The organism is Vreelandella sp. EE27 (genome assembly GCF_968206495.1).
On record NZ_OZ309109.1, the window covers coordinates 3531398 to 3557868 of the forward strand.

Genomic DNA, 26471 nt, shown 5'->3' on the forward strand with positions numbered 1-26471 from the left:
TTTTCTTCGCGGCGTGAATTAGCGGCCGCGAAACCCCTGGGCTAGAAAATAGACCTCCCGAGAGCGGGCCCGCGAAGCGCCGGGCTTGCGCGTCACTACGCGGTCGAAGTCGCCTCTCAACTCCTTCAAATAAGCGTCGAACCCTTCACCCTGAAACACCTTGGCCAGAAAGGTGCCGCCTTTGGAGAGCGTTTCCCGGGCAAGCTCCAGGGCCAGCTCGACAAGATACATCGCCTGGGGTTGGTCGATGGCGGCCATGCCACTCATATTGGGGGCCATGTCCGACATCACAAGGTCGACGCGGCGATTTCCCAGCCGCTCGAGAATGGCGTTCAGCACACTCTCTTCGGTGAAATCGCCCTGGATGAAGTCAACGCCGGCCAGCGCGTCCATTTCCAGAATGTCCGAGGCGACGACCACACCGTCCATACCGACTTTATCGGCGGCCACCTGGCTCCAGCCACCGGGGGCGGCGCCCAGGTCGATCACCGTCATGTTCGGGCGAAAGAGCTTGTCTTTTTCATCGAGCTCTAAAAGCTTGTAGCTTGCGCGCGAGCGGTAGCCGTCCTGCCAGCTCTGCTTGACGTACTGATCGTCAAAATGCTCTTTCATCCAGTTGGCGCTGGTCTTGCTGGCGGAGCGTTTGGGACCTGCTGGCTTTTGCTGCATGAGGCGTCTACATCTAGCGTATGGGGGTGAATGTGCGAAAGTGCCGGGTGGACTGCTTTCACTTGACGGCGTTTCACCGTAAGATGGAGCGTTAAGCGCAAACCGGGATACCGCAAGATACCATGAGCTTGTCACAGGCACAAAAGAAAGCATTTCGCAGCATTGGCCATCACCTGAACCCAGTCGTGACGGTCTCTGAAAACGGCATCTCCGAGAATCTGCTCGCCGAGTTCGACCGCGCACTGCGCGATCACGAGCTGATCAAGGTGAAGTTGGCCCTCCCCGAGCGCGACGATCGCGCGGCCATGGTGCAGGAGCTGGTCAATGAAAGCGGCGCGGAGCTTGTCCAAACCATTGGCAAGATGGCGCTTTTTTACCGCCGAAACCCAAGCGCCAACCCCAAACTTTCCAACGTCAGCCGCTTCGAGAACCATCACGGCCGCCACTGAGCACGCGCTAAAGCGCTATCGAGAAGCGCCATGCAAAAGGCCCGGGCATCACTGCCCGGGCCTTTTTTTGTGCCATCAAACGCCAGGTTTAGATGTGCTCGACGCTTTCGATTTCGTATTCGACATCGCCGCCGGGGGTCTTGACCACCACGATATCACCCTCTTCCTTGCCAATTAACGCGCGGGCGATGGGGGATGTGACCGAGATGCGCCCGGATTTAATATCCGCTTCGTCTTCACCGACGATACGGTAGGTGACCTGGGCGTCGCTATCCAGATTCAAAAGCGCCACGGTCACACCAAAGATCACCTTGCCGGTTTTGGGCAGTTTGGTGACATCGATCACCTGGGCGCCGGAGAGCTTGCTTTCGATCTCTTGAATGCGTCCTTCGATAAATCCCTGCTGTTCACGGGCCGCGTGATACTCGGCGTTCTCCTTGAGATCGCCGTGCTCGCGCGCCTCGGCGATCGCGGCAATCACCTCAGGGCGCGCTTCGCCCTTCAGGTGACTGAGCTCTTCGCGAAGACTTTTTTCGCCCGCTACCGTCATCGGGACCTTGTTCATTGACTTGCTCCTGCATGCAGATCCTGAAGGCGCCGCACCGTAATCTCCCGACCGTACTCGAGCGCCATGCAAACGGCATTAGCGCCCGCCAGGGTGGTCGCATAGGGCACCTTGCGCGCGAGAGCAGTACGGCGAATGATCGAAGAGTCGTTGATAGCCTGACGACCTTCGGTAGTGTTCACAATGTAGGCGATCTCGTCGTTCTTGAGCGAATCGACGATATGGGGGCGACCTTCGTAAACTTTATTGACGTGCTCGACTGTGAGCCCGGCCGCTTCGAGTGCGGCGGCCGTTCCGCGCGTGGCACATAACGTGAAGCCCAATGTTAGCAGAGAACGGCCTACTTCGATAATCCCCTCTTTGTCCGGCTCGCGCACCGACAAGAAGGCCTTGCGCGGACCATCGAGGGCCGGAATGGCCTCCCCGGCGCCCAGCTGCGCCTTGAAAAACGCCTCGGCGAAGGTATCGCCGGAGCCCATCACTTCGCCGGTGGACTTCATCTCCGGCGAAAGGATCGGATCGACCCCCTGGAACTTGTTGAACGGGAAGACCGCTTCTTTCACGCTATAAAAATGCGGCACGATTTCGCGCTCGAAGCCCTGGCTTGCCAGGGTCTGGCCCGCCATGCAGCGCGCGGCGATCTGGGCAAGCGAGGTGCCGATGCACTTGGAGACGAACGGCACGGTACGCGAGGCGCGCGGGTTGACTTCGATCACGTAGATCTCATTGTCCTGCCAAGCGAGCTGCACGTTCATCAGCCCCTTCACACCCAGCTCCACCGCCATGCGCTTGACCTGGTCGCGCATCTCGTCCTGCACATCCGCGGGCAGCGAGTACGGCGGCAGCGCGCAGGCGGAGTCGCCGGAGTGCACCCCGGCCTGCTCGACGTGCTGCATGATGCCGCCGATCACCACGGCGTCGCCGTCGGACACCGCGTCGATATCCACCTCGACCGCGGCGCTCAAGAAGTGATCCAGCAGCACCGGCGAGTCGTTGGAGACCTTCACTGCGTTGGTCATGTAGTTTTCGAGTTCAGACGCGTCGTAGACGATCTCCATGGCGCGCCCGCCGAGCACATAGCTGGGGCGCACGACCAAGGGGTAGCCGATCGCCTCGGCCTTGGCGAAGGCCTCGTCGAAGCTGCGCGCGGTGGCGTTGGGCGGCTGCTTGAGACCGAGCTTCTCGATCATGTGCTGGAAGCGCTCGCGGTCTTCGGCGCGGTCGATGGCATCCGGTGTGGTGCCGATGATCGGCACGCCGGCGGCTTCGAGCTCCCGGGCGAGCTTCAGCGGGGTCTGGCCGCCGAACTGGACGATCACGCCCGCCGGCTTCTCTTTATCGGCGATTTCGAGCACGTCTTCCAGCGTCACCGGCTCGAAGTAGAGCCGATCCGAGGTGTCGTAGTCGGTAGAGACGGTTTCCGGGTTGCAGTTGACCATGATGGTCTCATAGCCGTCGTCGCGCATCGCGAGTGCGGCGTGAACGCAGCAGTAGTCGAACTCGATACCCTGGCCGATGCGGTTCGGGCCACCGCCGAGCACCATGATCTTCTGGCGATCGGAAACGTCGGCCTCGCACTCCTCTTCATAGGTGGAGTACATATAGGCGGTGCTCGAGGCGAACTCCGCCGCACAGGTATCGACACGCTTGTAAACCGGGCGAATACCCGCGGCCTGGCGGGTTTGGCGGAATTCCTTTTCGCTGACGCCGAGCAGTTTGGCCAGGCGCGCGTCGGCAAAGCCCTTGCGCTTGAGCTGGTAGAGCTCGCGGGCCGAGAAGTCGCCCAGCGCGCGCTTGGCCACAGAGGCCTCAGAAAGAATCAGGTCTTCGAGCTGCACCAAAAACCAGCGGTCGATGTTGGTCAGCGCGAAGACCTCTTCGACGCTCATACCGGCGCGCATGGCGTCGGCCACAAAGAAGATGCGCTCGGCGCCGGCGGCCTGCAGCTCGCCCTTGATCTGCGCCATCGCCTCATCGCTAAAGTCGGTAATGATCGGGTCGAGGCCGTCGTTGCCGGTTTCCATACCGCGCAGCGCTTTTTGCAGCGACTCCTGGAAGGTACGGCCAATCGCCATTACCTCGCCTACCGACTTCATCTGGGTGGTGAGACGGTCATTGGCCTGGGGGAATTTCTCGAAGGTGAAGCGCGGAATCTTGGTGACGACGTAGTCGATGGACGGCTCGAAAGACGCCGGGGTCGCCCCGCCGGTAATGTCGTTTTGCAGCTCGTCCAGGGTGTAACCCACCGCGAGCTTCGCGGCGATCTTGGCGATCGGAAAGCCGGTGGCTTTCGAGGCAAGCGCCGAGGAGCGCGAGACCCGTGGATTCATCTCGATGACCACCAGGCGCCCGGTTTGCGGGTCCATGCCGAACTGAACGTTGGAGCCACCGGTTTCCACCCCGATCTCGCGCAGCACCGCAAGGCTTGCGTCGCGCATGATCTGGTACTCTTTATCCGTCAGCGTCTGCGCCGGGGCCACGGTGATCGAGTCGCCGGTGTGCACGCCCATCGGGTCGAAGTTCTCGATGGCGCACACTATGATGCAGTTATCGTTTTTATCGCGCACGACCTCCATTTCGTACTCTTTCCAACCCAGCAGCGACTCGTCGATCAAAAGCTCGTGATTGTTGGAAAGCTCGAAACCGCGGGTGCAGATCTCCTCGAACTCTTCCTTGTTGTACGCCACGCCGCCGCCGGAGCCGCCCATGGTGTAGGAAGGCCGGATGATGGTCGGAAAGCCAAGCTCCGCTTGAATCTCCCAGGCTTCATCCATGGTGTGGGCGACCTTCGCCTTCGGGCACTCGAGGCCGATACGCTTCATGGCCTGGTCGAACAGATCACGGTCCTCGGCCATGTTGATGGCGTCGGCGTTGGCGCCGATCATCTCGACGCCGTGCTTGTCGAGCACGCCGTGCTTTTCAAGGTCGAGGGCGCAGTTGAGCGCGGTTTGCCCGCCCATGGTGGGCAGGATCGCGTCGGGCTTTTCCGCCTCGATGATTTTCTCGACGGCCTGCCAGGTGATCGGCTCGATGTAGGTGGCATCGGCCATGACCGGGTCGGTCATGATGGTGGCCGGGTTGGAGTTGACCAGCACCACCCGGTAGCCCTCCTCGCGCAGCGCTTTACACGCCTGGGCGCCGGAGTAGTCGAATTCGCAGGCCTGGCCGATGACGATGGGGCCAGCGCCAATGATGAGAATAGTCTTGATGTCGGTACGCTTGGGCATAACGGTTCCCGCAAAAAAGTGACGATGAGCTCGATAGGGCTTGGCAAACGGATCAGCGACGCGCCTGCATCAGGTCGATAAAGCGATCAAACAGCGGCGATACGTCCTTCGGACCGGGGCTCGCTTCCGGATGCCCCTGAAAGCTGAACGCCGGGCGGTCGGTGCGCTCGATGCCCTGCAGTGTGCCGTCGAAAAGCGAGCGGTGCGTGGCGCGCACATTACCTGGCAGCGTGGTTTCGTCGGCGGCGAAGCCGTGGTTCTGGCTCGTGATCATCACCGTGCCAGAGTCGAGATCCTGCACCGGGTGGTTGGCGCCGTGGTGGCCGTGGTTCATTTTGACGGTCTTCGCCCCGGAGGCCAGCGCTAAAAGCTGGTGACCCAGGCAGATACCGAACACCGGCGTATCGGTTTCGAGAATCTCGCCAATCGCGGTGATCGCGTAGTCGCAGGGCTCCGGGTCGCCGGGGCCGTTGGCCAAAAATACGCCGTCCGGATTCATCGCCAGAACCTCTGCAGCTGGGGTCTGAGCGGGCACCACGGTCAAGCGGCAGCCGCGGGCGGCCAGCATACGCAGGATGTTGAATTTCACCCCGTAGTCATAGGCCACCACGTGGTAAGGCCGATCAAAGGTCGAAGTATCGGCGTAGCCCGCGCCCAGGCTCCACTCGCCTTCGCTCCACTCATAGGCCTGCTTGCAGGAGACCTCCTTGGCCAGATCCATGCCCTTGAGCCCGGGAAAGGCGCGGGCCGCCGCCAACGCCCGCTCGACGGCGTCGTCGCCCTCGGCATCACTGCCCGCCAGAATCGCCCCGTTCTGCGCGCCCTTGTCGCGCAAAAGGCGTGTCAGGCGGCGGGTGTCGATATCGGCGATGCCCAGCACGTTTTGACTTTCCAGATACTCGGAAAGGCTCTGCTGGCTGCGAAAGCTGCTGGCCATCAAGGGGAGATCGCGAATCACCAGACCGGCGGCGGCAATGGAGGCAGACTCCACGTCTTCCGGGTTAATGCCGGTGTTGCCGATATGCGGGTAGGTGAGTGTGACGATCTGGCGGGTGTAGGAGGGGTCGGTGAGAATTTCCTGGTAGCCGGTCATGGCCGTATTGAACACCACCTCCCCGCTCGTGACGCCTTCGGCGCCGATGGCAACTCCGTGAAACACGCTGCCATCTTCCAGGGCCAATATCGCAGGTTTGCTCAATGCGGGGTTATTCAAGACAACTTCTCCCATGCTGTTAGGCGCCTGGGGGCGCAGGCTCGGCGATCCGGTGTCGGCGTTTGCGTGCAAACGTCGGGTCGTAAAAAAGCGGGACGAAGCCGATAAAGAAAAAATCGGTTTCATCCCGCTTGTTGTTCTTCCGTGGCAGGTGGCCATGGTTTAGCGTACGGCGTTGGGCAATTTTTCAATAAAGCCAGTGCAACAAGCGCAGCGTTCGCCGTTTACTTTCTACTCACATGCCACCACCCGGCCAAAATTTTTGGAATGTTACAGCATTTCAGGCGACCAGACCAGCCTTTTGGCTACAAATCCAGCTCAAGCCTCACCCAGCCCGAGCACGTCCTGCATATCGAAACGCCCGCTTCGTTGCTCCGCGACCCAGCGCGCCGCGCGCACCGCGCCCTTGGCAAACGTCATGCGACTCGATGCCTTGTGGGTGATCTCGATGCGCTCGCCTTCGGTGGCGAACATCACCGTGTGCTCGCCGACGATATCGCCGGCGCGCACCGTGGCAAAGCCGATCTCGGTATCGGTGCGCGGCCCGCACTGGCCCACGCGCTCGAACACGCCATGCTCTTTCAGCGTGCGATCCAGACTTTTGGCGATGACCTCGCCCATCTTGACCGCGGTACCGGAGGGGGCATCGATCTTGTGGCGGTGGTGGGCTTCGACGATCTCGATATCGTAACCTTCATCGCCCAGCGCCCTGGCCGCGGTTTCCAGAAGTTTGAGGGTCAGGTTCACACCAACGCTCATGTTGGGCGCGAACACCATGGCGACGTTATCGCGGTAGCTATCGAGGGCGGCGAGCTCGTCATCGTTCATGCCGGTGGTACCGATCACGATGGCCTTGCCGTGCTCGGCGCAGAAGGCCAGATTCGAAAGCGTTACTTGCGGGGCGGTGAAGTCGATCAGCACGTCGAAGTCGTCGACGATGGCGTTGAGTGAGTCGACCGCGGTCACGCCGCACTTACCCGTACCCGCCAGCTCGCCGATATCGGCACCGACGAGCGAGCTTCCCGGCTCGACGATACCGCCGGCCAGTGTTGCGTTCTCATCCTGATTTAGCGCGCTTACCAGCGTGCGGCCCATGCGCCCCGCTACGCCTACGATGGCCACTCGTGTCATACAATCTCCTGGGTGCAATCGTCTGAAAGGCGCCAGGCGGCGCCTTTTATTCATTCATCCGCGGGAGTATACCAGAGCCCGCCGGCCATCACGGCCGGCGGGCGGCCTGGCTAGTTTTCCCAGACGATCTCCAGCGTCTCGTCTTTGGCCATGCGCTCCAGGTGGTTCTGGACGACGCCTTCGAGTTTATCCAGCGTTGCCTCATCGAGGGTTTCGATCGAGACCGCGAGCTTATCGGCCTCGGCGTGCATCAGGCAGGTGCCGCCTTCAGGAAAGACGATTTTGGCATCCTGAGCGGTGTACTCGACCTCGAGCTTGTGCGACCAGTGCTTACACAAACGGTTGATCAAGCGCTCGCCGGATTCGGTGGCAATTTCAGCACGGGATATCGGCATGACACTCTCCTTTCATAAGAAACGATCGATGTAGCTTAAGATCGGCGTTGAAAACTGACAAACGCTGCGTTGAACGCTTACGCAACGCAGTGTTTGAATAATTGGAACAGTTTGGCGCTAACCGCTCGACAGCTATCGGGGATTTCTCGATAATACCCTATGTAAATGCGAATCATACACAGTTGTCTCAGGGCGCCTGGCCCCGTTGAACGGCCCGACTCTTTATAGACACCATGATGACTTTTTATCTTCAGCCTTTTTATGGGCAGACTCGGCGGGAAAATTTATGAGCTCACACCTAAAAGCCCTGGCCGGCGCGGCCGCCCTGAGCTGCACGGCTGCCATGGCCGACGGTATCGACGTGGTGGATATTACCGGGCGCGAGGTGCATTTCGATGCTCCCGCCGAACGAGTCATACTCGGTGAAGGCCGCCAGATCTACCTGTTGGGTCTGCTCGAGCCTGAAGCACCGTTCACCCACGTGGTGGGTTGGCGCGAAGATTTTTCCCAGGCCGATCCGGATAACTACGCGCGCTACGCCGAGCGCTTTCCGGCGATTGACGAGCTGCCCACCTTCGGCGGCTTCAAGGACGGCACCTTCGACGTCGAGCAGGCCGCTTCATTAACCCCGGACGTGGTGTTCATGAACCTGGAAGCCAAGGCGGCGACCGAGGACGCCGCCTACGACGATAAGCTCGGCCAGCTCGGCATTCCCATCGTCTACGTCGATTTTCGTGAAGACCCGATTGCCCACACGATCCCCTCGATCCGCCTGATGGGCCAGATCATGGACGACGAAGAAGCGGCAGAGGAATTCATCGACTTCGCCGAGGCGCAGCTGGCCCGTGTCACCACCGTGATCGACGAGGCCGACCCCGAGCGGCCGAGCGTGTTCATCGACCGGGCCGGCGGCTACTCCGATGAGTGCTGCATGAGCTTTGGCCCCGGTAACTTCGGCGAGTACGTCACCCTTGCCGGGGGCGCGAATATCGCCGAGGGCATCATCCCGGGCAGTTTCGGCACGCTCAACCCGGAACTGATCGTCGCCGCAAGCCCGGAGCACATCGTCGTGACCGGCGGCAACTGGGACGCCTACGTTCCCGGCGGCGACTGGGTCGGCATGGGCCCGGGCGCGGACATGGACGCGGCGCGAGCCAAGCTCGAAGGCCTCACCCACCGCACGGCGATGACCGGCGTTCAAGCCGTCGAGGATGGCAACGTCCACGCGATCTGGCACCAGTTCTACAACAGCCCCTACTACTTCGTCGCCATTCAGCAGCTCGCCAAGTGGCTACACCCGGATCTTTTCGAAGACCTGGACCCGGAGGCCACGATGCGCGAGCTTCACGAGCGCTTCTTGCCGATCGACTATGAACCCGGCTACTGGATCTCCCTCGATGGCCAGTGATACCACCCTGAGCGTCCCGGCAAGCCAGGGGCGCAGCCACTATAAAACCCAGGTGCTACGCCGACAGCTGATTCTCGTCGCGCTGGTCGTGGCCCTGTTTTTCAGCCTATGTGTCGATCTATCGCTTGGCCCGGCCCGCTATAGCCTCGGCGAAGTCATCGCGGCACTGCTCACTCCCGGAAGCGTCAGCGATCAGATCCGCGTGATCCTTTGGGAGATGCGCATGCCGGTGGCGCTGATGGCGCTGGTGGTCGGCGCAAGCCTCTCAGTGGCCGGCGCGCAGATGCAGACCATTCTGAGCAACCCGCTGGCCAGCCCCTTCACCCTGGGCATCTCCGCCGGGGCGAGCTTCGGCGCTGCCCTGGGCCTTGCGTTTGGTGTCGCGATCATCCCCGCCGCCTCCATCGAGTTCGTGGTGCCGCTCAACGCCTTCATCATGGCCATGTTCACGGCGTTCTTGATCCACGCGCTGAGCTTAAAGCGCGGCGTTACGGTGGAGACCATCGTGCTGCTGGGCATCGCCATGGTGTTCATCTTCAATTCACTGATGTCGCTGATCCAGTTTTTCGCAAGCCAGGAGGCGGTGACCGCGGTCGTGTTCTGGACCATGGGGAGTCTGACCAAGGCGACCTGGCCCAAGTTCTGGATCGCGCTGGGCATTCTGGGGGCGATCCTGCCGCTTCTGGCCCGCCACGGCTGGGCGCTGACCGCCATGCGCCTGGGCGATGCCAAGGCCGAGAGCATGGGCGTCAAGCCGCGCGCGCTGCGCCTGGAAGTATTGGTGCTGGTCTCGCTGCTCTCGGCGGTGGCGGTGGCGTTCGTGGGCACTATCGGCTTTATCGGCCTGGTGGGCCCACACATCGCCCGCATGCTGGTGGGCGAGGATCAGCGCTTTTTCCTGCCGGGCTCGGCGCTTTGCGGCGCGTTGATTTTGTCGGTGGGCTCGGTGATCTCCAAGCTGATCATTCCCGGCACGATCATTCCCATCGGCATCGTCACCTCATTAGTCGGCATTCCGTTCTTTCTGTTTCTCGTGTTAAACCACAAGAAGGCCTCATGGTAACGCTCACGCTCAATCACGTATCGGCGCGTTACGGGCGTCGCACCATCGTCGATGACGTCACGACCCCCACCTTTCACGGCGGCCAGGTGGTGGCGCTATTGGGGCCCAACGCGGCGGGTAAATCGACGCTTTTTCGCCGCATCCTGGGCCTGGTGCAGGGTCAGGGCACGGTGGTCATCGGCAATACCCAGTCCGAACGCCCGGTGGCCTACATGCCCCAGGACACCGGCGCGAAGGCGGTGCTCAGTGTTTATGAGTCGGTGCTGTTGGCACGCATGCAAGGGCGAAGCCTAAAGGTACAGCCGGAGGATCTTGCCCAGGTCGACCGGGCGCTTGGGGAGCTGAACATTGCCGCCCTTGGCGAGCGCGACATCGGCGATTTGAGCGGCGGCCAGCGCCAGCTGGTGAGTGCCGCCCAGGCGCTGGTGCAGGAGCCGGACATCCTCATGCTCGACGAGCCCACCTCGGCGCTGGACTTGAACCGCCAGATCAGCCTGCTGAGCGTACTGCGCCGGCTGGCCGACGAGCGCGGCATGCTGATTCTGGTCGCGCTGCACGATTTGGGCCACGCACTGCGCTTCACCGATGCTTCGATGGTGCTGGAGTACGGCCGGTTGATCGCCTGCGGCCCCACTCAAGAGGTCATCACGCCGGATCTCTTGCGCCAGGTCTACAAAGTGGCGGCGCGCATCGAGCCCTGCTCGAAGGGCCACCCTCAGCTTATCGTCGAAGAGGCCGTTTAGAGCGGCGGCCTTCGAGGGAGGCCAGCGCGACGCCGGCCAGCATCAGGGGCAGCGCCATGATGAAGCCACTTGAGATGGGAATGGCGAACAGCACCCAGTCCGCAGCAATCGGCCAGACCAGCGCCACGTACTCGAACGGCGCCAGCCGCGACACTTCGGCATAGCGAAACGCCAGCGTCATGGCGATATGACCCGCCCCGCCAAACAGCCCGGAAAGCACCAGCAGGGCAAACTCGGTGCCGGTAAGCTCTGCCCAGCCCAACGGGAACGTGGCAAGCCCCGCCAGCGACGACACCACGATGAAATAAAACGCGATCGACCCGGCGGTTTCGGTACGCGAGATATGCCGGATGGTCAGCAGAGCGCCCGCGGTCAAAAGCGCCCCCACGGTGCCGAGCGCGTAGCCCAACAGCCGGCCGTCACTTCCGGCCCCGCTCAGTTGGGGCACCACCAGCACCGCCATACCGGCCAGCGCCAGCACGATGGCCCCGCCGCGGTAGAACGAAAATTTTTCGCCGAGTAGCAGCACGCCGCCCACCGCCATGAAGATCGGCGCCAGCTGCACCAAAAGCGTCGCCTCGGCCACCGGCAGAAAAGCGACGGCCGAAAACGAGCAAAACATCGCCGCCGCCCCAAGCCCGGAGCGCAGCAGATGCCCGAGCGGGCGCCGGGTGGCCAGCGCCCCGGGGAATTCCCGGCGGATCATCAAAAAGATGACGATGGGGATCAGCGCGAACAGCGAGCGAAAGAAGATGGACTGGCCCACCGGGACCGACTCGCTCACCGCCTTGATGCACACCAGCATGCCGGTGAACATCACCCCGGACAGCACGCGCAAGAAAATGCCCAGCCCTGGGCGGTCTTCGATTCCGGTCATGGTCGACTCGCTTTTTCTACAAAAAAGTCCCCGGCGCCAGGCACCGGGGACTTTGTACGCTAATGGCGCGCCAGGTACTCCATGGAGCACCTGGCCAACGCCGAGGCCTTCAGCTTACGGCTTCATCTCTTCGAAGAACTTCTTCACGCTGTCGAAGAAGCCGGTTTTCTTCGGCGAGTGGCTGTGGCTGTTGCTGCCGTCGAAGCTCTCCTGGAGCTGACGCAGCAGACCTTTCTGCTCTTCGTTCAAATTCACCGGGGTCTCGATCACTACCTTGCAGAGCAGATCCCCCGGCGCGCCGCCGCGAACCGGTTTGACGCCCTTACCGCGTAGGCGGAAGAGCCGCCCGGTTTGGGTTTCCGGCGGGATCTTGAGCTTCACGCGGCCATCGAGCGTCGGCACTTCGAGTTCGCCCCCCAGGGACGCATCGACGAAGTTGATCGGCACATCGCACTGCAGGTGCTTGCCGTCGCGCTGGAAGATCGGGTGCGACTTGATCGCGACCTGCACATAAAGATCGCCGGCCGGGCCGCCGTTCACGCCGCTTTCGCCTTCGCTATTCAGGCGAATACGGTCGCCGGTATCCACGCCAGGCGGAATCTTCACGGACAGCGTACGGGTCTCGCGTACGCGGCCTTCACTATTACACTTGTGGCACGGCACCTTGATCTGCATGCCGGAGCCGTGACAGGTCGGGCAGGTTTGCTGCACGGCGAAAAAGCCCTGCTGCATGCGTACCTGGCCCATGCCCTGACAGGTCGGGCAGGTTTCCTTGCTGGTACCGGGCTCGGCACCTTCACCGTCGCAGCGGTCACAGTTGATGTGGCGCGGTACGCGAATGTCGACCGTGGTACCGGCGACGGCGTTTTCCAGATCCAGCTCCAGGTTGTAGCGTAGATCCGAGCCGCGGGCCGGGGCGTTCGGGCCACGACGACGACCGCCGCCCCCACCAAAGATATCGCCGAACACGTCGCCGAAGATGTCGCTGAAGTCCCCGGCGCCACCGCCGCCGCCGAAGCCGCCACCACCATAGCCGCCGCCCTGGCCGTCTACACCGGCGTGGCCGAACTGGTCATAAGCAGCGCGCTTTTGCTCGTCGCTGAGCACTTCGTAGGCATCGGATACGTCGCGGAATCTCTCTGCGGCGGTTTCGTCATCCGGGTTACGGTCAGGGTGGAATTTTTGCGCCAGGCGGCGATAGGCCTTTTTGATCTCTTTCTGATCGGCCCCTTTTTCAACACCCAGGACTTCATAATAATCGCGCTTGGACATGGGTCCTACGCCTCCTGGTTAGGTATGCACTTGACGGTACAGGTCACGATAAACGTCCTGGCCGCGGAAACAGCAACGCGGGAGAGGGCTCCCGCGTTGCTGCTAACCTTGGCAGAAAGAGAAATTACTGCTTCTTCTGCTCGTCGTTGACTTCTTCGTACTCGGCGTCAACCACGTCGTCTTCCGGCTTGGAAGCGGTTTCTTCGCCGCCTTCGCCTTCTGCCTGAGCGCCTTCAGCCTGCTCGGCGTACATCTTCTGTGCCAGCTGGCCGGAGGCTTCGGTCAGGGCATCCAGTTTCTTCTGGATATCGTCCTGGTCGTCGGTCTTCACCGCCGCTTCGAGATCGGCAATGGCGGTTTCGATGTTCTGCTTCTCTTCATCGGTCGCCTTGTCGCCGGCTTCTTCCAGCGTCTTGCGCGTGGCGTGAATCATGCCGTCGGCCTGGTTACGCAGCTGGACCAGCGCCTCGAACTTCTTGTCTTCGTCGGCGTGGGCTTCGGCGTCGCGCACCATCTGCTCGACTTCTTCATCGGAAAGACCGCTGGAAGCCTTGATGACGATCGACTGCTCTTTACCCGTCGCCTTGTCTTTCGCGGAGACGTTCAGGATACCGTTGGCGTCCAGGTCAAAGGCAACTTCGATTTGCGGTACGCCGCGCGGTGCCGGCGGAATGTCAGCGAGATCGAAACGACCCAGCGACTTGTTCTGCGATACCTGTTTACGCTCACCCTGCACGGCGTGAATGGTCACGGCCGTCTGGTTATCATCCGCGGTGGAGAAGGTTTGCGTCTTCTTCGTCGGGATGGTGGTGTTCTTCTCGATCAGCGGCGTCATGACGCCGCCGAGGGTCTCGATACCCAGTGTCAGCGGGGTGACGTCGAGCAGCAGCACGTCCTTCACGTCGCCGCCCAGTACACCGCCCTGAATCGCGGCGCCTACGGCAACGGCTTCGTCCGGGTTGACGTCTTTACGCGCTTCCTTGCCAAAGAACTCAGCGGCTTTCTGCTGAACCAGCGGCATACGCGTTTGGCCACCGACGAGGATGACGTCGTCGATTTCAGAGGCGGAAAGACCGGAGTCCTTCAGCGCCATCTTGCACGGCTCTAGCGAACGCTGTACCAGCTCTTCGACGAGCGACTCGAGCTTGGCGCGGGTCACTTTGACGTTCAGGTGCTTGGGACCGGTGTTGTCTGCCGTGATGTAGGGCAGGTTCACGTCGGTCTGCTGGGCGCTTGAAAGTTCGATCTTGGCTTTTTCGGCGGCTTCTTTCAGGCGCTGCATGGCCAGATTGTCGCCGGAAAGGTCGATACCACTGTCGGACTTGAACTGCGCGACCAGATAGTTGATCAACGACAGGTCAAAGTCTTCGCCGCCCAGGAAGGTGTCGCCGTTGGTGGCCAACACTTCGAACTGGGTTTCGCCATCGACGTCGGCCACTTCGATGATGGAGATATCGAAGGTACCACCACCCAGGTCGTAAACCGCGATGGTCTTGTCACCGCGCGACTTGTCCATGCCGTAGGCAAGGGCCGCGGCGGTCGGCTCGTTGATGATCCGTTTGACTTCCAGACCCGCGATGCGGCCGGCGTCTTTGGTTGCCTGACGCTGGCTGTCGTTGAAGTAGGCGGGTACGGTAATGACCGCTTCGGTCACTTCTTCGCCGAGGTAGTCTTCGGCGGTTTTCTTCATCTTCTTGAGCACTTCCGCGCTGACCTGCGGCGGTGCCATTTTCTTGCCTTTTACTTCGACCCACGCGTCGCCATTATCGGCTTCGGCGATCTTGTACGGCACCATCTTGATGTCTTTTTGAACGACGTCGTCTTTGAAGCGACGGCCGATCAGACGCTTGATGGCGTACAGGGTGTTTTCCGGGTTGGTCACGGCCTGGCGCTTGGCGGCCTGACCGACCAGGGTTTCGCCGTCATCGGTATAGGCGATGATGGACGGCGTGGTGCGGCCGCCTTCGGCGTTTTCAATTACCTTGGAGCTATCACCATCGAGAACCGCCACACAAGAGTTGGTGGTGCCCAGGTCAATACCAATAATACGTCCCATAGCAAAAACCTCGAATTCGGTTGTGACAAAACTAAATGCTGTTGAGCAATCGGTGTGCGGTAACTACCGCGGGTTGGCCTTTATCTGGGGGCCGCCTTGAACTTTTCAAGGGGGGATTTTGTATTAACCCCTAACTCGATCACTCTGCTTTCTTGCTGACCACGACCATCGCCGGGCGAACCAGACGACCGTTGAGCAGGTAGCCCTTTTGCATCACGTCCATCACGGTGTTGGGCTCGAGCTCCGGGTTGGGGACCATGGTCATCGCTTCGTGCACCTGGGGGTCGAAGGGCTCGCCGTGGGGCTCCACGCTTTCGACACCAAACTTGTTCAGCACGTCCAGCTGCATTTTGAGCGTCATGGACACGCCTTCACGGTGTACGTCAGTGGCGTCTTCTTGCATGTTCTCGAGGGCTTTTTCGAGGCTGTCGACCACCGGCAGAAGCTCTTTCACGAACTTCTCGAGCGCGAACTTGCGCGCTTTTTCCGCTTCGGCTTCAGCGCGGCGACGAATGTTTTGCGCTTCCGCCGAGGCGCGCAGCGACTGGTCCTTGGCTTCGGACAAACTCTGTTCGAGCTCTTCTACCCGCGCGGCCAACACTTCGGCTTCCGGGTTATCCACGCCCTGCTCCAAAGTGTCGGTGCCCAGCGGCGACTCGTCGTCCAGCACGCCTTCCAGGTCGCCCTCGACCAAGCGCTCTTCGTCGGCCTGCTCGGTGACGTCGGCCTCCTGCTCCTGGCGGGCCAGCTCGTCATCCATGGGGGTTTGCGGTTCTTTCGCCATGCCGTACTCCTAAATGAGGTCGCGGCGCCTAATGCGGCTGCCTGATGAAACAAAGGGTTTATCGATGCGTATGCACGCTATATGGGGGCCCTGGCCGTCATCTCAAGAGGGGCATTGAAGTGAGTTATCGACTACTGTATAAAACAACAATCATTGTATAAGCATCCAGTTTCTATAGCGCCCTGCCCAGGAGGCCCTATGCTGACGCAGCTAGTGATCCAGGACTACGCCATCGTTGACCGTCTGGAGCTCGACTTGACCGACGGCATGACCGCCATCACCGGTGAAACCGGGGCGGGCAAATCCATCTTGCTTGGCGCCCTGGGGCTTTGCCTGGGCGAACGCGCCGAGGCCGGGAGCGTACGCCACGGCTGCGAGCGCACCGATCTTTCCGCCAGTTTCGACATTACCCACCTGCCCGCCGCTGCCGAGTGGCTCGAAGCGCGAGAGCTCTCGTCGGAAGAGTGCCTTTTGCGCCGCGTGGTCAGCGCCAACGGTCGCTCGAAGGCGTGGATCAACGGCCAACCGGTGACCATCGCCGATCTTAAAGCGCTGGGCGAACTGCTCATTCAGGTACACGGCCAGCACGCTCATCAAGCGCTGATGCGCGAAGAGACGCACCTTGCCCTGCTGGACGACTACGCCGGGCTCAAACCCAAGCGTCAGGCGTTGACCGAAACCTTCAAGGAGTGGCGCAGCGCCCGGGCACGGCTAAAAAAACGCAGCGAGGCCGGCAGCGAAGTCGAGGCCAAGCGTCAGCTACTGCGCTACCAGGTCGAAGAGCTCGACCAGCTGGACCTGAGTGAGGGCGAGCTGCAAACCCTGGAAGAGGAGCAGCATACGCTGGCCCACGCCGAGGAAACCATTCGCGAAACCCAGTTTGCCGTGGAGTGCTGCGAAAGCGATGAAGGCGGGGCGCTGTCACTGCTCAATCAGGCCCACGCGCGCTTGACGGCGCTTCCCGGCAGCGACAAGGGCGTGCTGGCCAATACGCTTGCCATGCTCTCAGATGCCCGCATTCAGGTAGAGGAAGCCGCCAGCGAGCTCTCCCACTTCGCCAGCGCCAAAGAGCTTGACCCGGAGCGCCTGGCTTGGGTGGACGAGCGCCTGACCGATGTTCACCGCATCGCACGCAAGCACCACATCGCCCCGGAAGAGCTCTGTGCGCTTCACAAAGCGCTTGCCCAGGAATTCGCCCAGCTCGAGGCGAGCGACGAAGACATCGAGGCGTTAAGCGGCCAGGTGGCCGAGTACCGCGAGCGCTACCGCCAGGAGGCCAAAGCGCTCTCCGAGGCGCGCCAGAAAGCCGCCATCAAACTCGGCAAGGAAGTCCAGCAGCAGTTGGCGTTTTTGGCCATGGGCAAGGCGCGCTTCGAGGTGGCCGTTTCCTCACGTGAAACGCCCAGCCAGGAGGGCCTGGACCAGGTGCAGTTCTTGATCAGCGCCAATCCGGGCCAGCCGGCCAAGCCGCTCACCAAAGTGGCTTCCGGCGGTGAGCTTTCGCGCATCAGCCTGGCGATCCAGGTCGTGGCGGCCAGCCACTCCACCATCCCAAGCCTGGTCTTCGATGAAGTGGACGTGGGGATTTCCGGTGCCACGGCGGAAATCGTCGGTCAACTGCTGCGCAAACTGGGCGAAAAAGGCCAGGTCATGACCGTCACCCACCTGCCCCAGGTCGCCGCCCAGGCGCACCAGCATCTGCATATCGAAAAGCAAGCCAAGCGCGACAGCACCCTGACCCACATGGCGCTACTCGACGATCAGGGCCGGGTGAGCGAGCTGGCACGCATGCTGGGCGGCGTAAAACTCTCCGAGCAAACCCTGGCCCACGCCCGGGAGATGCTCAACGCCAGCCAGCGCCCAACGCACTAGCGGCTAAAAGCCTGCCGCGCCCGAAACCAAAAGCGCCCCGACTGCGATAGCAGCCGGGACGCTTTTGTGAGCGCTGCGGTTCGTTGAATCAATCAAACCGCTTGAAGGAGTGCGCGTTACGCCTTGGGGCGTACGTACAGCACCAGCGCATGGTCGATCAGCTCGAAGCCGTGCTCTTCGGCGATCTCTTGCTGACGACGCTCGATGATTTCATCGACGAACTCGATGATCTCACCGCTTTCCAGGCACACCATATGGTCGTGATGGTCTTCCTGGGTCATTTCGAACACTGCGTGGCCGCCGTCGAAATTGTGACGAATCACAAGACCCGCCGACTCGAACTGAGTCAGCACACGATAGACGGTTGCCAGGCCCACATCCTCACCCGCATCGATCAGTGTTTTATACACTTCTTCTGCGCTAAGGTGGTGTTGGCCCGAAGCATTTTCGAGAATCTGGAGAATCTTGACACGCGGCAGGGTCACTTTTAGCCCGGCTTTGCGTAGTTCATGGTTCTGATCGGCCATGGTTGCTCTTCGCAGTAACAGGTTAGGTCGGGTATGATCGACCGAAACCACGATAGTGAAGAACAGGCCCAAATGCAAAAATTGACTCGTATCATTACGCTTTCCGTTGCCCTGACCGTCGTCAGCGGCTGTAGCTACGTCGGCGTTTACAAGCGCGACATCCCTCAAGGCAACCTGGTGACCCAGGAAATGGTCAGCCAGCTGCAGCCCGGCATGACCCAGGAGCAGGTCACCTACGTCATGGGACGCCCGCTTTTAGAGGCACCCTTCGATTCCCGCGAGTGGGACTACGTCTACCGGCTGGACAAGGCGTACGCCGGCGTCGAGCAACGCCGCGTAACGCTCACTTTTGACGAACAGGGGCGGCTCGCCAACGTCGAGCAGCAGGGCGATCTTTCGCGCGCACCGACGGTCAGTCGCAGTGAAGGCGCAGGGCCGGCGACCGAAACCGCCGACCCAGCAACGCCGATCATGACGCCGAACCAGCAAACGACGACGCCAGCGCCCGAGAACGCGCCCACACCGACCCCGGAGAACGCGCCAGACCCGCAGCCCGTGATTCTGGACTAAGGGCTAGCCGCCCGTCTGGCGCTTGGCACGCGCCAGACGGGCGGCCTTGGGGTCGATCTGAAGTGGGCGGTACACCTCGATGCGATCGCCGGGTGAAAGCGTTTGCACGCTTGGCTCGCGCAGCACTTTCCCAAAAACGCCCAATGGCGCTTCATCAAAGGTATTGGCGGAGTGCTCGGGGAAAAGCGCGGGGAGTTCGGCTTTTTTGACGGCTTCACGGGCGGTGGTGGTGGGCGTAACGTCCACTTTCACGATGCGCTGTTTCTGCGGCGTGGCAAACACCACTTCCACGCAGAAAAGCGCGCTCGAGGTCTCATCGGCCATATAGTTCATCTGCGCGCTTGGTGAACGCATCGACCAACTGGCCAGCGATTTGTTGGAACAGCTTGCCAAACGCCATACCCAGCAACCGGTTGGCAAACTCGAACTCCATTTCCAGGCTAACCTTGCAGGTGCCCTCGCCTATGGGCGTGAAGAGCCAGCGGCCCTTTAACCGCTTGAACGGGCCCTTTACCAGCGAAAGCTCGATACGCTCCGGGGCGTACAGATCATTGCGCGTGGTGATGGTTTGCTCCACTCCCGCGCGGCCCAGCGTCATCTCGCCAATCAGATGCGTTTCGTCACGCTCGATCAGGCGGGCACGGCGGCACCCGGGCAAAAACTCGGGGTAATGTTCGAAATCGTTGACCAAATCGAACATCTGTTGGGGGGTGTGCCGCACCATGGCGGTACGATTAACGGTTGGCATTGACCTCTCCGCTGACTTCACAGTGCCCAAAGCGTATCATGGGAAATAATATTTCAGACCTTGAATGGTATCACGCCTCCCCATATAACGAAGGGGGTGCTATCGACAGATTAATGATGAGGTTTCATGGCCACTAAGAACGGCAAGAGCAAGGGCCCCAGCAACAGCGCCATCGCCCAGAACAAGAAGGCGCGGTTTGAGTACCACATTAACGAAACCTTCGAAGCAGGCCTTTCGCTTGCGGGTTGGGAAGTTAAAAGCCTGCGCGCGGGCAAGGGTCAGCTCACCGACACGTATATTCTGGTGCGTAATGGCGAAGCGTGGCTGCTGGGTAGCCACATCATGCCGCTCAACACCACCAGCACCCACGAGATTGCTGACCCGACCCGCACGCGCAAACTGCTGCTTCACCGCAAGGAGATCGCCAAGATCTTCTCGGTCACCCAGGACAAGGGCCACACCTGCGTGCCGCTCAAGCTCTACTGGAAGCGCAATATGGTGAAGTGTGAGTTGGCGCTGGTGACCGGTAAGCAGCTTCACGATAAGCGCGCGACCGAAAAAGATCGCGACTGGGACCGTCAGAAAGGTCGAATCATGCGGGAACATAACCGCGCGTAGCTGGTCAATTAGCGCTGTGCACGTTAGAATACTGCTCTGACCTGGGGGCGACATGGTTTCGACGCCGGTGACAAACCCTGCGGTGCATGCCGAGAGCGTGATGTATCTCGTAAATACCACATCACGAAAAATAGTCGCAAACGACGAAAACTATGCTCAAGGCGCGCTGGCAGCGTAACAACTGCTAGCTTCTTGTCTGGCCCCAAGGTGATGTGCCTATTCATCACTGCGGGGATATGAGCTAAAGCTGATAGGACCGCGGTTGGCGGTGTCTTCTCGTCAACCGTTAAACTTTAGAAGGCTCGCGTGACTGGATCCTGATCGTCGGAGCCAGCTACGTTAAAGCAAATGACGAAATCTAAGCATGTAGAGCCAATGGGCGAGTGCTGGCGGACGCGGGTTCAATTCCCGCCGCCTCCACCAGACACCCCACAAAAAAAGCACCTTCGGGTGCTTTTTTTGTGCCTGTGAGATGGACGCATCCCCCGGAGTCGAATTTTTTAGGCAAGCTGGCGCCAAGCCCCTTCTGCCAATTTATAGCCTAAACTACAGGAAACGACTTTTTGGAGGCGAAGCGATATGGATCAACACGTCATCGATGCGATACGCCAGAAAGAGCAGTTACCCGAGAGCATGAGCGACGAGGCCATTGCCAAAGAGTACAAGGGCACTTATACCGCCGCCCGGGCAGCCGTGAGCCTCGATCATAAGCCGCTTGATCAGGTGATGGCAGATACCATGGCAAAAGTGCTGCCCTTCATGCGTAAGAACAAAAAGTAGACGTGGCGCTAGCGCTCCTATCGGTCTTTAAGCCGATGTATCACGAACGGGTTCACCGTTAGCATACTTGATCCAGGTTTTACCCAAATGGTTGCGTAGCTCATGCCCTACCTGTTTGCCATCGCGCGCCTCTAGCGCCTTCAGAATGGCTTCGTGCTCCTCCATGGCGGTCGCCCACTTCTCGTTTTTTTGATTCGAAAGGTAGCGGACGCGGTAAAGCTGGCGGCTCAAGTTGGCGTGCATATCGATTAAGGTGGAATTTCCAGAGAGCGCCACGATCCGATTGTGGATATCCTGATTCAGACGAAAGTAATTCTGCCGATCTCTTCTCACGAAAGCCGCCTTCATCTCGTAATGAAGCGCCTGAAACTCTGCAATATCCTCTTCAGTAGCCACGGCGCAGGTAAGCTCCGCGGCAGCCTGCTCCAGCACACTAAGTACGTACGCCTTCTCCTTCATGTCCGCCGCACTCACATCCGCCACTACGGCTCCACGGTTGGGAGAGATCACCACGAGCCCTTCGGCCGCAAGAATTTTCAACGCTTCACGCAGGGGAGTTCGCGATACCTGAAGCTCGACGGCCAGCGTACGCTCGGGCAAGCGCTGGCCCGGCTGAAAATGATCCATCACGATATGCTCGCGCAAATAGGTAGCGACTTTTTCTACCAACCCGGCATGACTGACTTGAACGGTCTCTTCCATAGCGTTATTCACTTTTGTTAGCGACGAGCAAGAGTGGCATACCAAAAAACACCTTTCAAATGAGTCGGCAACTTCAAGCGGAATGCTTCTCCATAATATTCATGTACTTATAGCCAATCATGAACAAACAACTACTAAAGTAGCATGGGCGATGCGTTGACCCTCCAAATGGTATACCACTACATTCTTTCGATCCGTGTGTCGTTTTGTTATGTCATCGAGGCAGGTATACGTTCGTTCTCTTACTGTTGCCTGCTATCGATTTATCAGGAAATACCCTTTATCTATGAACTATTTACAACATTTTGAAACCGCTAAAACGGTCGAAGCCTGCATTGCGGGCGCGGGCGACTTTGGCCGTGGCGTACTGCGCCAGGCACGCCAGATGGAAAAGTTGTCAGCGCGTATTGCGATCGATATCAATCCGGAAAGAGCAGCTGACGCCTTACGCCATGCGGGTATTTCAGATAAAGATATAATGGTATGCCATTCTGGCGCGGAAGCTGAAAATGCCTGGGAGAAAGGCTTTTTCATTGCAACAGCGTCTTTCGATACCGTGGCCACACTACCGTTCGACATCCTGGTTGAATCCACCGGCATTCCGGATATTGGCGCGCAATATGCCGAGAGTGCGCTGCTGGCCGGCAAGCACGTGGGTATCGCGACCAAAGAAACCGAATCGGTGGTAGGGCCCTATCTCACGCGTTTGGCAGAACAGCAAGGGCGAATCTTTACGCCGCTCGACGGCGACCAACCAAGCCTTTTGATCGGTTTGTTGACCTGGGCGAAAACCCTGGGCTTTGAAATCGTTTCAGCCGGCAAAAGCAGCGAATACGATTTTATCTGGGATGAAGCCCGGGGCTGCGTTATTTGTAACGGCGCCACCTACGATGCCGCTGACATGGCGTCGCTCTGGACACTGGATGAACGCGACCCACGTGCGACGGTGAAAGCACGCAGCGAGGCCCTCTCCGACATCCCACAGATTTCAGTGCCCGACTTGTGCGAAATGGTCAATGTCGCCAACGCCACCGGCCTACAGCCCGACCTGCCCGAGTTTCATGCCATGGTGTTGCGCACCCACGAAGTGCCCACCCTTCTGGATACCCAAGTCCACGGCGGCGTTCTTCAGGGCCCCCAGCGACTCGAAGTGTTCAACTGCCTGCGCCGACCTGACGAGCTGAGCTTCGCTGGCGGCGTGTTCGCCGTAGTGCGCTGCGAAGACCCTCACGTTTGGCAGTTGCTTCGCGACAAGGGGCACGTGCTCAGCCAGAGTGGCGATAGCGCCATGGTCTATCTACCGCGGCACTTGCTCGGGCTCGAAGCGCCGATTTCACTGCTCGATGCGGTACTCAACGGCATCACCTCCGGCGGTGGCCACGCCACGATACCCAGGTTCGATCTAACGGCGCGCACCACTCAGGCGATCCCGGCGGGACAACTGCTCGAGATGAAAGGTCATCATCGCCATATCGAAGGCTTGCGCCCGGAGATCCACCCCGCCGCGGCGCTTTCCGGTGATGCCAACGTGCCGTTCTATCTGCTGCCGGGGGCGAAAGTGGTTCGCGATATCGCCCCGGGCCAGCCGATTACGCTTGCCGATATCACTTTGGCTGAGAGCAAGTTAAAAGAGCTTCGCCTCAAGCAAGATGCGCTTTTGAGCCCGTAACACCTTACGTCCGGGCAATAGACGCTATTGCCCTTTTCCCATGTAGACAGTCCCTAAAAGCAACAACAATCGCTCTGGAGAAAATCATGCCTACTCAGTTCAGTATCAAATACGCCGCTCTCGGGTTAGCCCTGCTTGGTGTCGCCACCTCTGTCAATGCAAGCGACGCCGACTCGTTCCCCAGCAAACCCATCCAGTTTCTGGTGGCCGCCGGCGCTGGCGGCGGCACCGACAACTTCGCCCGTGTGGTTCGCCCCATGTTCGAAGAAGCGGTGGGTGGTGCGCGCATCACCGTGGTCAACCTGCCGGCCGCTTCCGGCGCCCTGGCTCACCAACGCACCGCAAACGGCGCCGCCGACGGGCATACCCTGGATTTCGCCTCTACGACGCTTGTGACATCGCTTGCCGCCGGGCAAAACCCGGTAGGTCTGGATCAGCTGACGCCTATCGCGCGCATGCAATCCGACGTCATGGCGCTGTTCGTCAATCCGGAGCGCTTTGAAGATTTCGAGGCGTTCATGGCTTACGCCGAGGAAAACCCGGGCGAAGTCACCGTGGGCGGCACCCATACGGCGAGTCCGGACCACATGGCGTTTCTGTCACTGGTGGATGCCTCGGGGCTGGATATGAACTTCATTCCCTACGACAGCACGGGTAACGCCACGGCGAACGTGCTGGGCGGCAACATCGATGCCACCACGACGTCACTGAGCCCGCTTTTGAGCTATATCGACGCAGGACAGATGGCGCCGATTCTGATTTTTAGCGACGAGCGTCTCGAAGATTATCCGGAGGTACCCACCACGGTGGAGCACGACTGGGATCTGACCGACGGTAACGACCGCGCCATTTTCGTACATGCCGATACCCCGGCGCCTATTGTTCAGCGCCTGCAGGACGCCTTCCAGGAAGTTTACGACTCCGAGGAGTACCAGAGCTACGCCGAACGCGTGAATCTGGATTATCGCGATGGCTGGATGAATGGCGATAAGTATCGTCAACGCCTGGAAAACAACCTCGAGCTTTATTCGCGGCTTCTACAAAACGACTGATAGACAGATTTGTAAAAGCGTTACGTTCTGTTTGCTTCAAAGACCGGTCAACTGACCGGTCTTCCAATGTTCCCCTCAGGATTGGCCATGCACGTCAGAATCACTATTTTCGCGCTGGGGATCGTGCTACTTGCGGTTGTTGGGCTTTACCCGACGCTGCAGTTTCCAAGCTCGGCGCAGGTCTCCACCTTCATTGGGCCACGGGTTTGGCCTTTAACGCTGCTCGCCGTTTTATGCGTACTTGGACTGGTGCTTTTAGTGCTGACCTGGCGCGATCCCACGCGCGGGGTGACGGACGACGAGCCCCCGACCCACCGCTTCTCTTTCTCTCTGGGACGTACGCGTCACTGGTGGTTCATGGCCGCCGCCGCCGGCTACACGCTCTTGATGCAAAGCGTCGGTTTCCTTATTGCAAGCCTGGTGTTCACGCTGGTCGGCACGCTGTTACTCGGCGCCCGCTCGTGGGTGACGATCACCATTACCCTGGTGGTGGCAGCGGCGCTCATGCAGGGCGTGTTCGTATCACTGCTGGGCATTCCCATGCCGTAAGGCTGCCCCCATTCCCCACTTTCCAGGGAGTCGATCATGCTAGAAAATTTCTTGGGCGGGTTAGCCGTGGTGATGCAGCCACTGAACCTGCTGCTATTAACCTCAGCCGTCTTTATCGGTTTTATCGGTGGTGCGCTCCCCGGCATCAGCGGCGTGATCCTCGTGGTCATTTTGCTGCCAGTGACCTACGGCATGGAGCCCACCACCGCCTTCATGGTGCTGACCGCCATTTATGGAGCCACGGTCTTCTCGGGACTGATCACCGCCATCCTCTACCGCGCCCCCGGCACCCCCGAGGCGGTCATGACGGCTTTTGATGGCTACCCGATGACCCAGCGGGGCGAAGCGGGCAAGGCACTGGGCATCGGCGTTTTGAGCTCGGCGATCGGCGGCATCGTGGGCACCGTTGCCCTGATCATCTTTACACCAGTGCTGGCCACCATGGCGCTGAGATTTTCATCCCCCGAGTACTTCGCGCTGGCCGTGCTGGGGCTAACCGTGGTGGCTTCACTCGGCGGGCGCCTTATCTTTGGCTTGATCGGGGCGGCGCTGGGGCTATTTATCGCCACCATCGGTATCGACCCCTTGACCGGCACCAGCCGCTATACCTTCGATAACCTCAACCTGGCGGAAGGCGTTGGGCTAATTCCCGTGATCGTCGGGCTTTTCGCGGTGTCCGAGGTCATGAAGCGCACGTTGGATCACGCGAGCCACCAGCCGCTCAAGGAAGTGAAGGTCAAGATTTTCGATCTGCCCGTTTTGCGTCAGATTGGCGCTACGCTGTCTCGCTCCTCGATCATTGGCGTCGTCATCGGCATTTTGCCGGGTATCGGGGCCAGTACCGCCGCCATGGTCAGCTACAGCGAAACGGTTCGCTGGTCCAAGCACCCGGAAAAATTCGGCAAGGGCGCCCCGGAAGGCATTGCCGCCCCGGAGTCCGCCAATAACGCCGCCGCCATGGGGGCGCTGGTACCACTTTTCGCCCTGGGCATCCCGGGCAGCGGTACAACGGCCGTCATCCTGGGCGCCTTCATCATGCACGGCCTGCAGCCGGGGCCGATGTTCATGCTCACCAGTAGCGACTTGATCTACGCGGTCTTTGCCGGCCTTTTCATCGTCAATTTTATGATTTTGCTCTTCTCCAAGCCGTTTATCGTGTTGTTCACCAAACTCTTGAACGTACCTTACTCGGCGCTGGGCCCCATCATCATCATGTGCTGCATCGTGGGAACCTTTTCGGTGCGAAACTCGATGTTCGACGTATGGCTCATGCTGGGCTTTGGTGTCGCGGGCTACCTGCTCGAGAAGATCAACTTCCCCATGGTATCGATCATTTTGGGGCTGGTGCTCGGCCCCATTGCCGAAAGTGAGCTTCGCCGTTCGCTTTCGATGTCACAGGGAAATTTCGGCATCTTTTTGGATCGCCCGATTAGCGCCACGCTCTTGGCAATCGCCCTCTTGTTGCTCACGGCAACGTTGATCATGCCGCTGATTAAACGCGCGCGGCGCCGTACTGCTTCTTAAGCCGGGAT

At 60.1% G+C, this 26471-nt stretch carries 26 protein-coding genes and 1 other RNA gene; 13 read left to right on the plus strand and 14 right to left on the minus strand.

Going from position 1 to position 26471, the window contains the following annotated elements; all coding sequences use genetic code 11:
- Nucleotides 1–18: 18 nt before the first annotated feature.
- Entirely contained in the window at nucleotides 19–669 is a 651-nt protein-coding gene (rlmE, locus tag ACWHVV_RS16590) for a 23S rRNA (uridine(2552)-2'-O)-methyltransferase RlmE (RefSeq protein WP_447927196.1), read from the minus strand.
- 122 nt (nucleotides 670–791) lie between these two features.
- On the opposite strand from rlmE, the gene yhbY reads away from it, so the two are divergent.
- Nucleotides 792–1118 carry a ribosome assembly RNA-binding protein YhbY gene (yhbY, locus tag ACWHVV_RS16595; RefSeq protein WP_447530087.1) on the plus strand — a complete coding sequence of 109 codons (327 nt, stop codon included), beginning with the start codon at nucleotides 792–794 and terminating at the stop codon, nucleotides 1116–1118.
- Between the two features lie 88 nt (nucleotides 1119–1206).
- On the opposite strand, the gene greA is transcribed toward yhbY, so the two are convergent.
- The 5 genes from greA to ACWHVV_RS16620 form a co-directional block, all read right to left on the minus strand.
- Nucleotides 1207–1683 (minus strand): transcription elongation factor GreA, encoded by a 477-nt coding sequence (greA, locus tag ACWHVV_RS16600; RefSeq protein ID WP_447927197.1) that lies wholly within the window; start codon nucleotides 1681–1683, stop codon nucleotides 1207–1209.
- Nucleotides 1680–4910, minus strand: a complete 3231-nt coding sequence (gene carB / locus ACWHVV_RS16605) for a carbamoyl-phosphate synthase large subunit (protein WP_447927198.1) — start codon at nucleotides 4908–4910, stop codon at nucleotides 1680–1682. The genes greA and carB overlap by 4 nt, the downstream gene beginning before the upstream one ends.
- Before the next feature lie 52 nt (nucleotides 4911–4962).
- Nucleotides 4963–6108 carry a glutamine-hydrolyzing carbamoyl-phosphate synthase small subunit gene (gene carA / locus ACWHVV_RS16610; protein WP_447929177.1) on the minus strand — a complete coding sequence of 382 codons (1146 nt, stop codon included), beginning with the start codon at nucleotides 6106–6108 and terminating at the stop codon, nucleotides 4963–4965.
- 333 nt (nucleotides 6109–6441) lie between these two features.
- Nucleotides 6442–7254 (minus strand): 4-hydroxy-tetrahydrodipicolinate reductase, encoded by an 813-nt coding sequence (gene dapB / locus ACWHVV_RS16615; RefSeq protein ID WP_447927199.1) that lies wholly within the window; start codon nucleotides 7252–7254, stop codon nucleotides 6442–6444.
- A gap of 110 nt (nucleotides 7255–7364) precedes the next feature.
- Nucleotides 7365–7649 carry a DUF2218 domain-containing protein gene (locus ACWHVV_RS16620; RefSeq protein WP_447894470.1) on the minus strand — a complete coding sequence of 95 codons (285 nt, stop codon included), beginning with the start codon at nucleotides 7647–7649 and terminating at the stop codon, nucleotides 7365–7367.
- 286 nt (nucleotides 7650–7935) lie between these two features.
- Between ACWHVV_RS16620 and ACWHVV_RS16625 the strand changes: the two genes are divergently transcribed.
- The 3 genes from ACWHVV_RS16625 to ACWHVV_RS16635 are packed head-to-tail and all read left to right on the plus strand — an operon-like array spanning nucleotide 7936 to nucleotide 10863.
- Nucleotides 7936–9057 (plus strand): ABC transporter substrate-binding protein, encoded by a 1122-nt coding sequence (locus ACWHVV_RS16625; RefSeq protein WP_447927200.1) that lies wholly within the window; start codon nucleotides 7936–7938, stop codon nucleotides 9055–9057.
- A complete protein-coding gene (locus ACWHVV_RS16630; protein ID WP_447927201.1) occupies nucleotides 9047–10120 on the plus strand; it encodes a FecCD family ABC transporter permease in 1074 nt (357 codons plus the stop codon). Before ACWHVV_RS16625 ends, ACWHVV_RS16630 begins: the two co-directional genes overlap by 11 nt.
- Nucleotides 10114–10863: an ABC transporter ATP-binding protein gene (locus ACWHVV_RS16635; protein WP_447927202.1), complete on the plus strand. Its 750-nt coding sequence runs from the start codon at nucleotides 10114–10116 to the stop codon at nucleotides 10861–10863. Before ACWHVV_RS16630 ends, ACWHVV_RS16635 begins: the two co-directional genes overlap by 7 nt.
- On the opposite strand, the gene ACWHVV_RS16640 is transcribed toward ACWHVV_RS16635, so the two are convergent.
- The 4 genes from ACWHVV_RS16640 to grpE all read right to left on the minus strand — a co-directional run bounded on the left by ACWHVV_RS16640 (nucleotide 10841) and on the right by grpE (nucleotide 15852).
- Entirely contained in the window at nucleotides 10841–11740 is a 900-nt protein-coding gene (locus tag ACWHVV_RS16640) for a DMT family transporter (RefSeq protein WP_447927203.1), read from the minus strand. The genes ACWHVV_RS16635 and ACWHVV_RS16640 overlap by 23 nt on opposite strands.
- Before the next feature lie 114 nt (nucleotides 11741–11854).
- Complete coding sequence (gene dnaJ, locus ACWHVV_RS16645; RefSeq protein ID WP_447927204.1) at nucleotides 11855–13012, minus strand: molecular chaperone DnaJ; 1158 nt, start codon at nucleotides 13010–13012, stop codon at nucleotides 11855–11857.
- Between the two features lie 124 nt (nucleotides 13013–13136).
- On the minus strand, nucleotides 13137–15068 hold the full coding sequence (gene dnaK / locus ACWHVV_RS16650; protein ID WP_447927205.1) for a molecular chaperone DnaK: 1932 nt from the start codon (nucleotides 15066–15068) through the stop codon (nucleotides 13137–13139).
- A gap of 139 nt (nucleotides 15069–15207) precedes the next feature.
- Nucleotides 15208–15852, minus strand: coding sequence for a nucleotide exchange factor GrpE (gene grpE, locus ACWHVV_RS16655; protein WP_447530098.1), 645 nt, complete (start codon nucleotides 15850–15852; stop codon nucleotides 15208–15210).
- Nucleotides 15853–16050: 198 nt separating this feature from the next.
- Here grpE and recN point away from each other — a divergent pair, with 198 nt between their 5' ends.
- Complete coding sequence (gene recN / locus ACWHVV_RS16660; protein ID WP_447927206.1) at nucleotides 16051–17724, plus strand: DNA repair protein RecN; 1674 nt, start codon at nucleotides 16051–16053, stop codon at nucleotides 17722–17724.
- Between the two features lie 116 nt (nucleotides 17725–17840).
- Here the strand turns inward: recN and fur are convergent, their stop codons facing one another.
- Nucleotides 17841–18251: a ferric iron uptake transcriptional regulator gene (gene fur / locus ACWHVV_RS16665; RefSeq protein ID WP_394583316.1), complete on the minus strand. Its 411-nt coding sequence runs from the start codon at nucleotides 18249–18251 to the stop codon at nucleotides 17841–17843.
- A gap of 72 nt (nucleotides 18252–18323) precedes the next feature.
- On the opposite strand from fur, the gene ACWHVV_RS16670 reads away from it, so the two are divergent.
- The gene (locus tag ACWHVV_RS16670; protein WP_447894476.1) at nucleotides 18324–18821 is read left to right on the plus strand and encodes an outer membrane protein assembly factor BamE; all 498 of its coding nucleotides are present in this window, start codon (nucleotides 18324–18326) and stop codon (nucleotides 18819–18821) included.
- A 3-nt stretch (nucleotides 18822–18824) separates the two neighbouring features.
- On the opposite strand, the gene ACWHVV_RS16675 is transcribed toward ACWHVV_RS16670, so the two are convergent.
- The gene (locus tag ACWHVV_RS16675; protein WP_447927207.1) at nucleotides 18825–19154 is read right to left on the minus strand and encodes an RnfH family protein; all 330 of its coding nucleotides are present in this window, start codon (nucleotides 19152–19154) and stop codon (nucleotides 18825–18827) included.
- Nucleotides 19135–19569: a type II toxin-antitoxin system RatA family toxin gene (locus ACWHVV_RS16680; protein WP_447927208.1), complete on the minus strand. Its 435-nt coding sequence runs from the start codon at nucleotides 19567–19569 to the stop codon at nucleotides 19135–19137. The genes ACWHVV_RS16675 and ACWHVV_RS16680 overlap by 20 nt, the downstream gene beginning before the upstream one ends.
- A 126-nt stretch (nucleotides 19570–19695) precedes the next feature.
- Between ACWHVV_RS16680 and smpB the strand changes: the two genes are divergently transcribed.
- The 3 genes from smpB to ACWHVV_RS16695 all read left to right on the plus strand — a co-directional run bounded on the left by smpB (nucleotide 19696) and on the right by ACWHVV_RS16695 (nucleotide 20967).
- Nucleotides 19696–20187: an SsrA-binding protein SmpB gene (smpB, locus tag ACWHVV_RS16685; RefSeq protein WP_447894478.1), complete on the plus strand. Its 492-nt coding sequence runs from the start codon at nucleotides 19696–19698 to the stop codon at nucleotides 20185–20187.
- A 43-nt stretch (nucleotides 20188–20230) separates the two neighbouring features.
- Nucleotides 20231–20610, plus strand: a transfer-messenger RNA (tmRNA) gene (ssrA, locus tag ACWHVV_RS16690).
- A 156-nt stretch (nucleotides 20611–20766) separates the two neighbouring features.
- Complete coding sequence (locus tag ACWHVV_RS16695) at nucleotides 20767–20967, plus strand: hypothetical protein (RefSeq protein WP_447927209.1); 201 nt, start codon at nucleotides 20767–20769, stop codon at nucleotides 20965–20967.
- A 27-nt stretch (nucleotides 20968–20994) separates the two neighbouring features.
- On the opposite strand, the gene ACWHVV_RS16700 is transcribed toward ACWHVV_RS16695, so the two are convergent.
- A complete protein-coding gene (locus ACWHVV_RS16700; RefSeq protein WP_447927210.1) occupies nucleotides 20995–21669 on the minus strand; it encodes a GntR family transcriptional regulator in 675 nt (224 codons plus the stop codon).
- A gap of 286 nt (nucleotides 21670–21955) precedes the next feature.
- Here ACWHVV_RS16700 and ACWHVV_RS16705 point away from each other — a divergent pair, with 286 nt between their 5' ends.
- The 4 genes from ACWHVV_RS16705 to ACWHVV_RS16720 all read left to right on the plus strand — a co-directional run bounded on the left by ACWHVV_RS16705 (nucleotide 21956) and on the right by ACWHVV_RS16720 (nucleotide 26463).
- The gene (locus ACWHVV_RS16705; RefSeq protein WP_447927211.1) at nucleotides 21956–23338 is read left to right on the plus strand and encodes a flagellar biosynthesis protein FlgA; all 1383 of its coding nucleotides are present in this window, start codon (nucleotides 21956–21958) and stop codon (nucleotides 23336–23338) included.
- 86 nt (nucleotides 23339–23424) lie between these two features.
- The gene (locus tag ACWHVV_RS16710; protein WP_447927212.1) at nucleotides 23425–24390 is read left to right on the plus strand and encodes a tripartite tricarboxylate transporter substrate binding protein; all 966 of its coding nucleotides are present in this window, start codon (nucleotides 23425–23427) and stop codon (nucleotides 24388–24390) included.
- 87 nt (nucleotides 24391–24477) lie between these two features.
- Nucleotides 24478–24939 (plus strand): tripartite tricarboxylate transporter TctB family protein, encoded by a 462-nt coding sequence (locus ACWHVV_RS16715; protein ID WP_447530122.1) that lies wholly within the window; start codon nucleotides 24478–24480, stop codon nucleotides 24937–24939.
- 36 nt (nucleotides 24940–24975) lie between these two features.
- Entirely contained in the window at nucleotides 24976–26463 is a 1488-nt protein-coding gene (locus ACWHVV_RS16720; RefSeq protein WP_447927213.1) for a tripartite tricarboxylate transporter permease, read from the plus strand.
- Nucleotides 26464–26471: the final 8 nt, after the last annotated feature.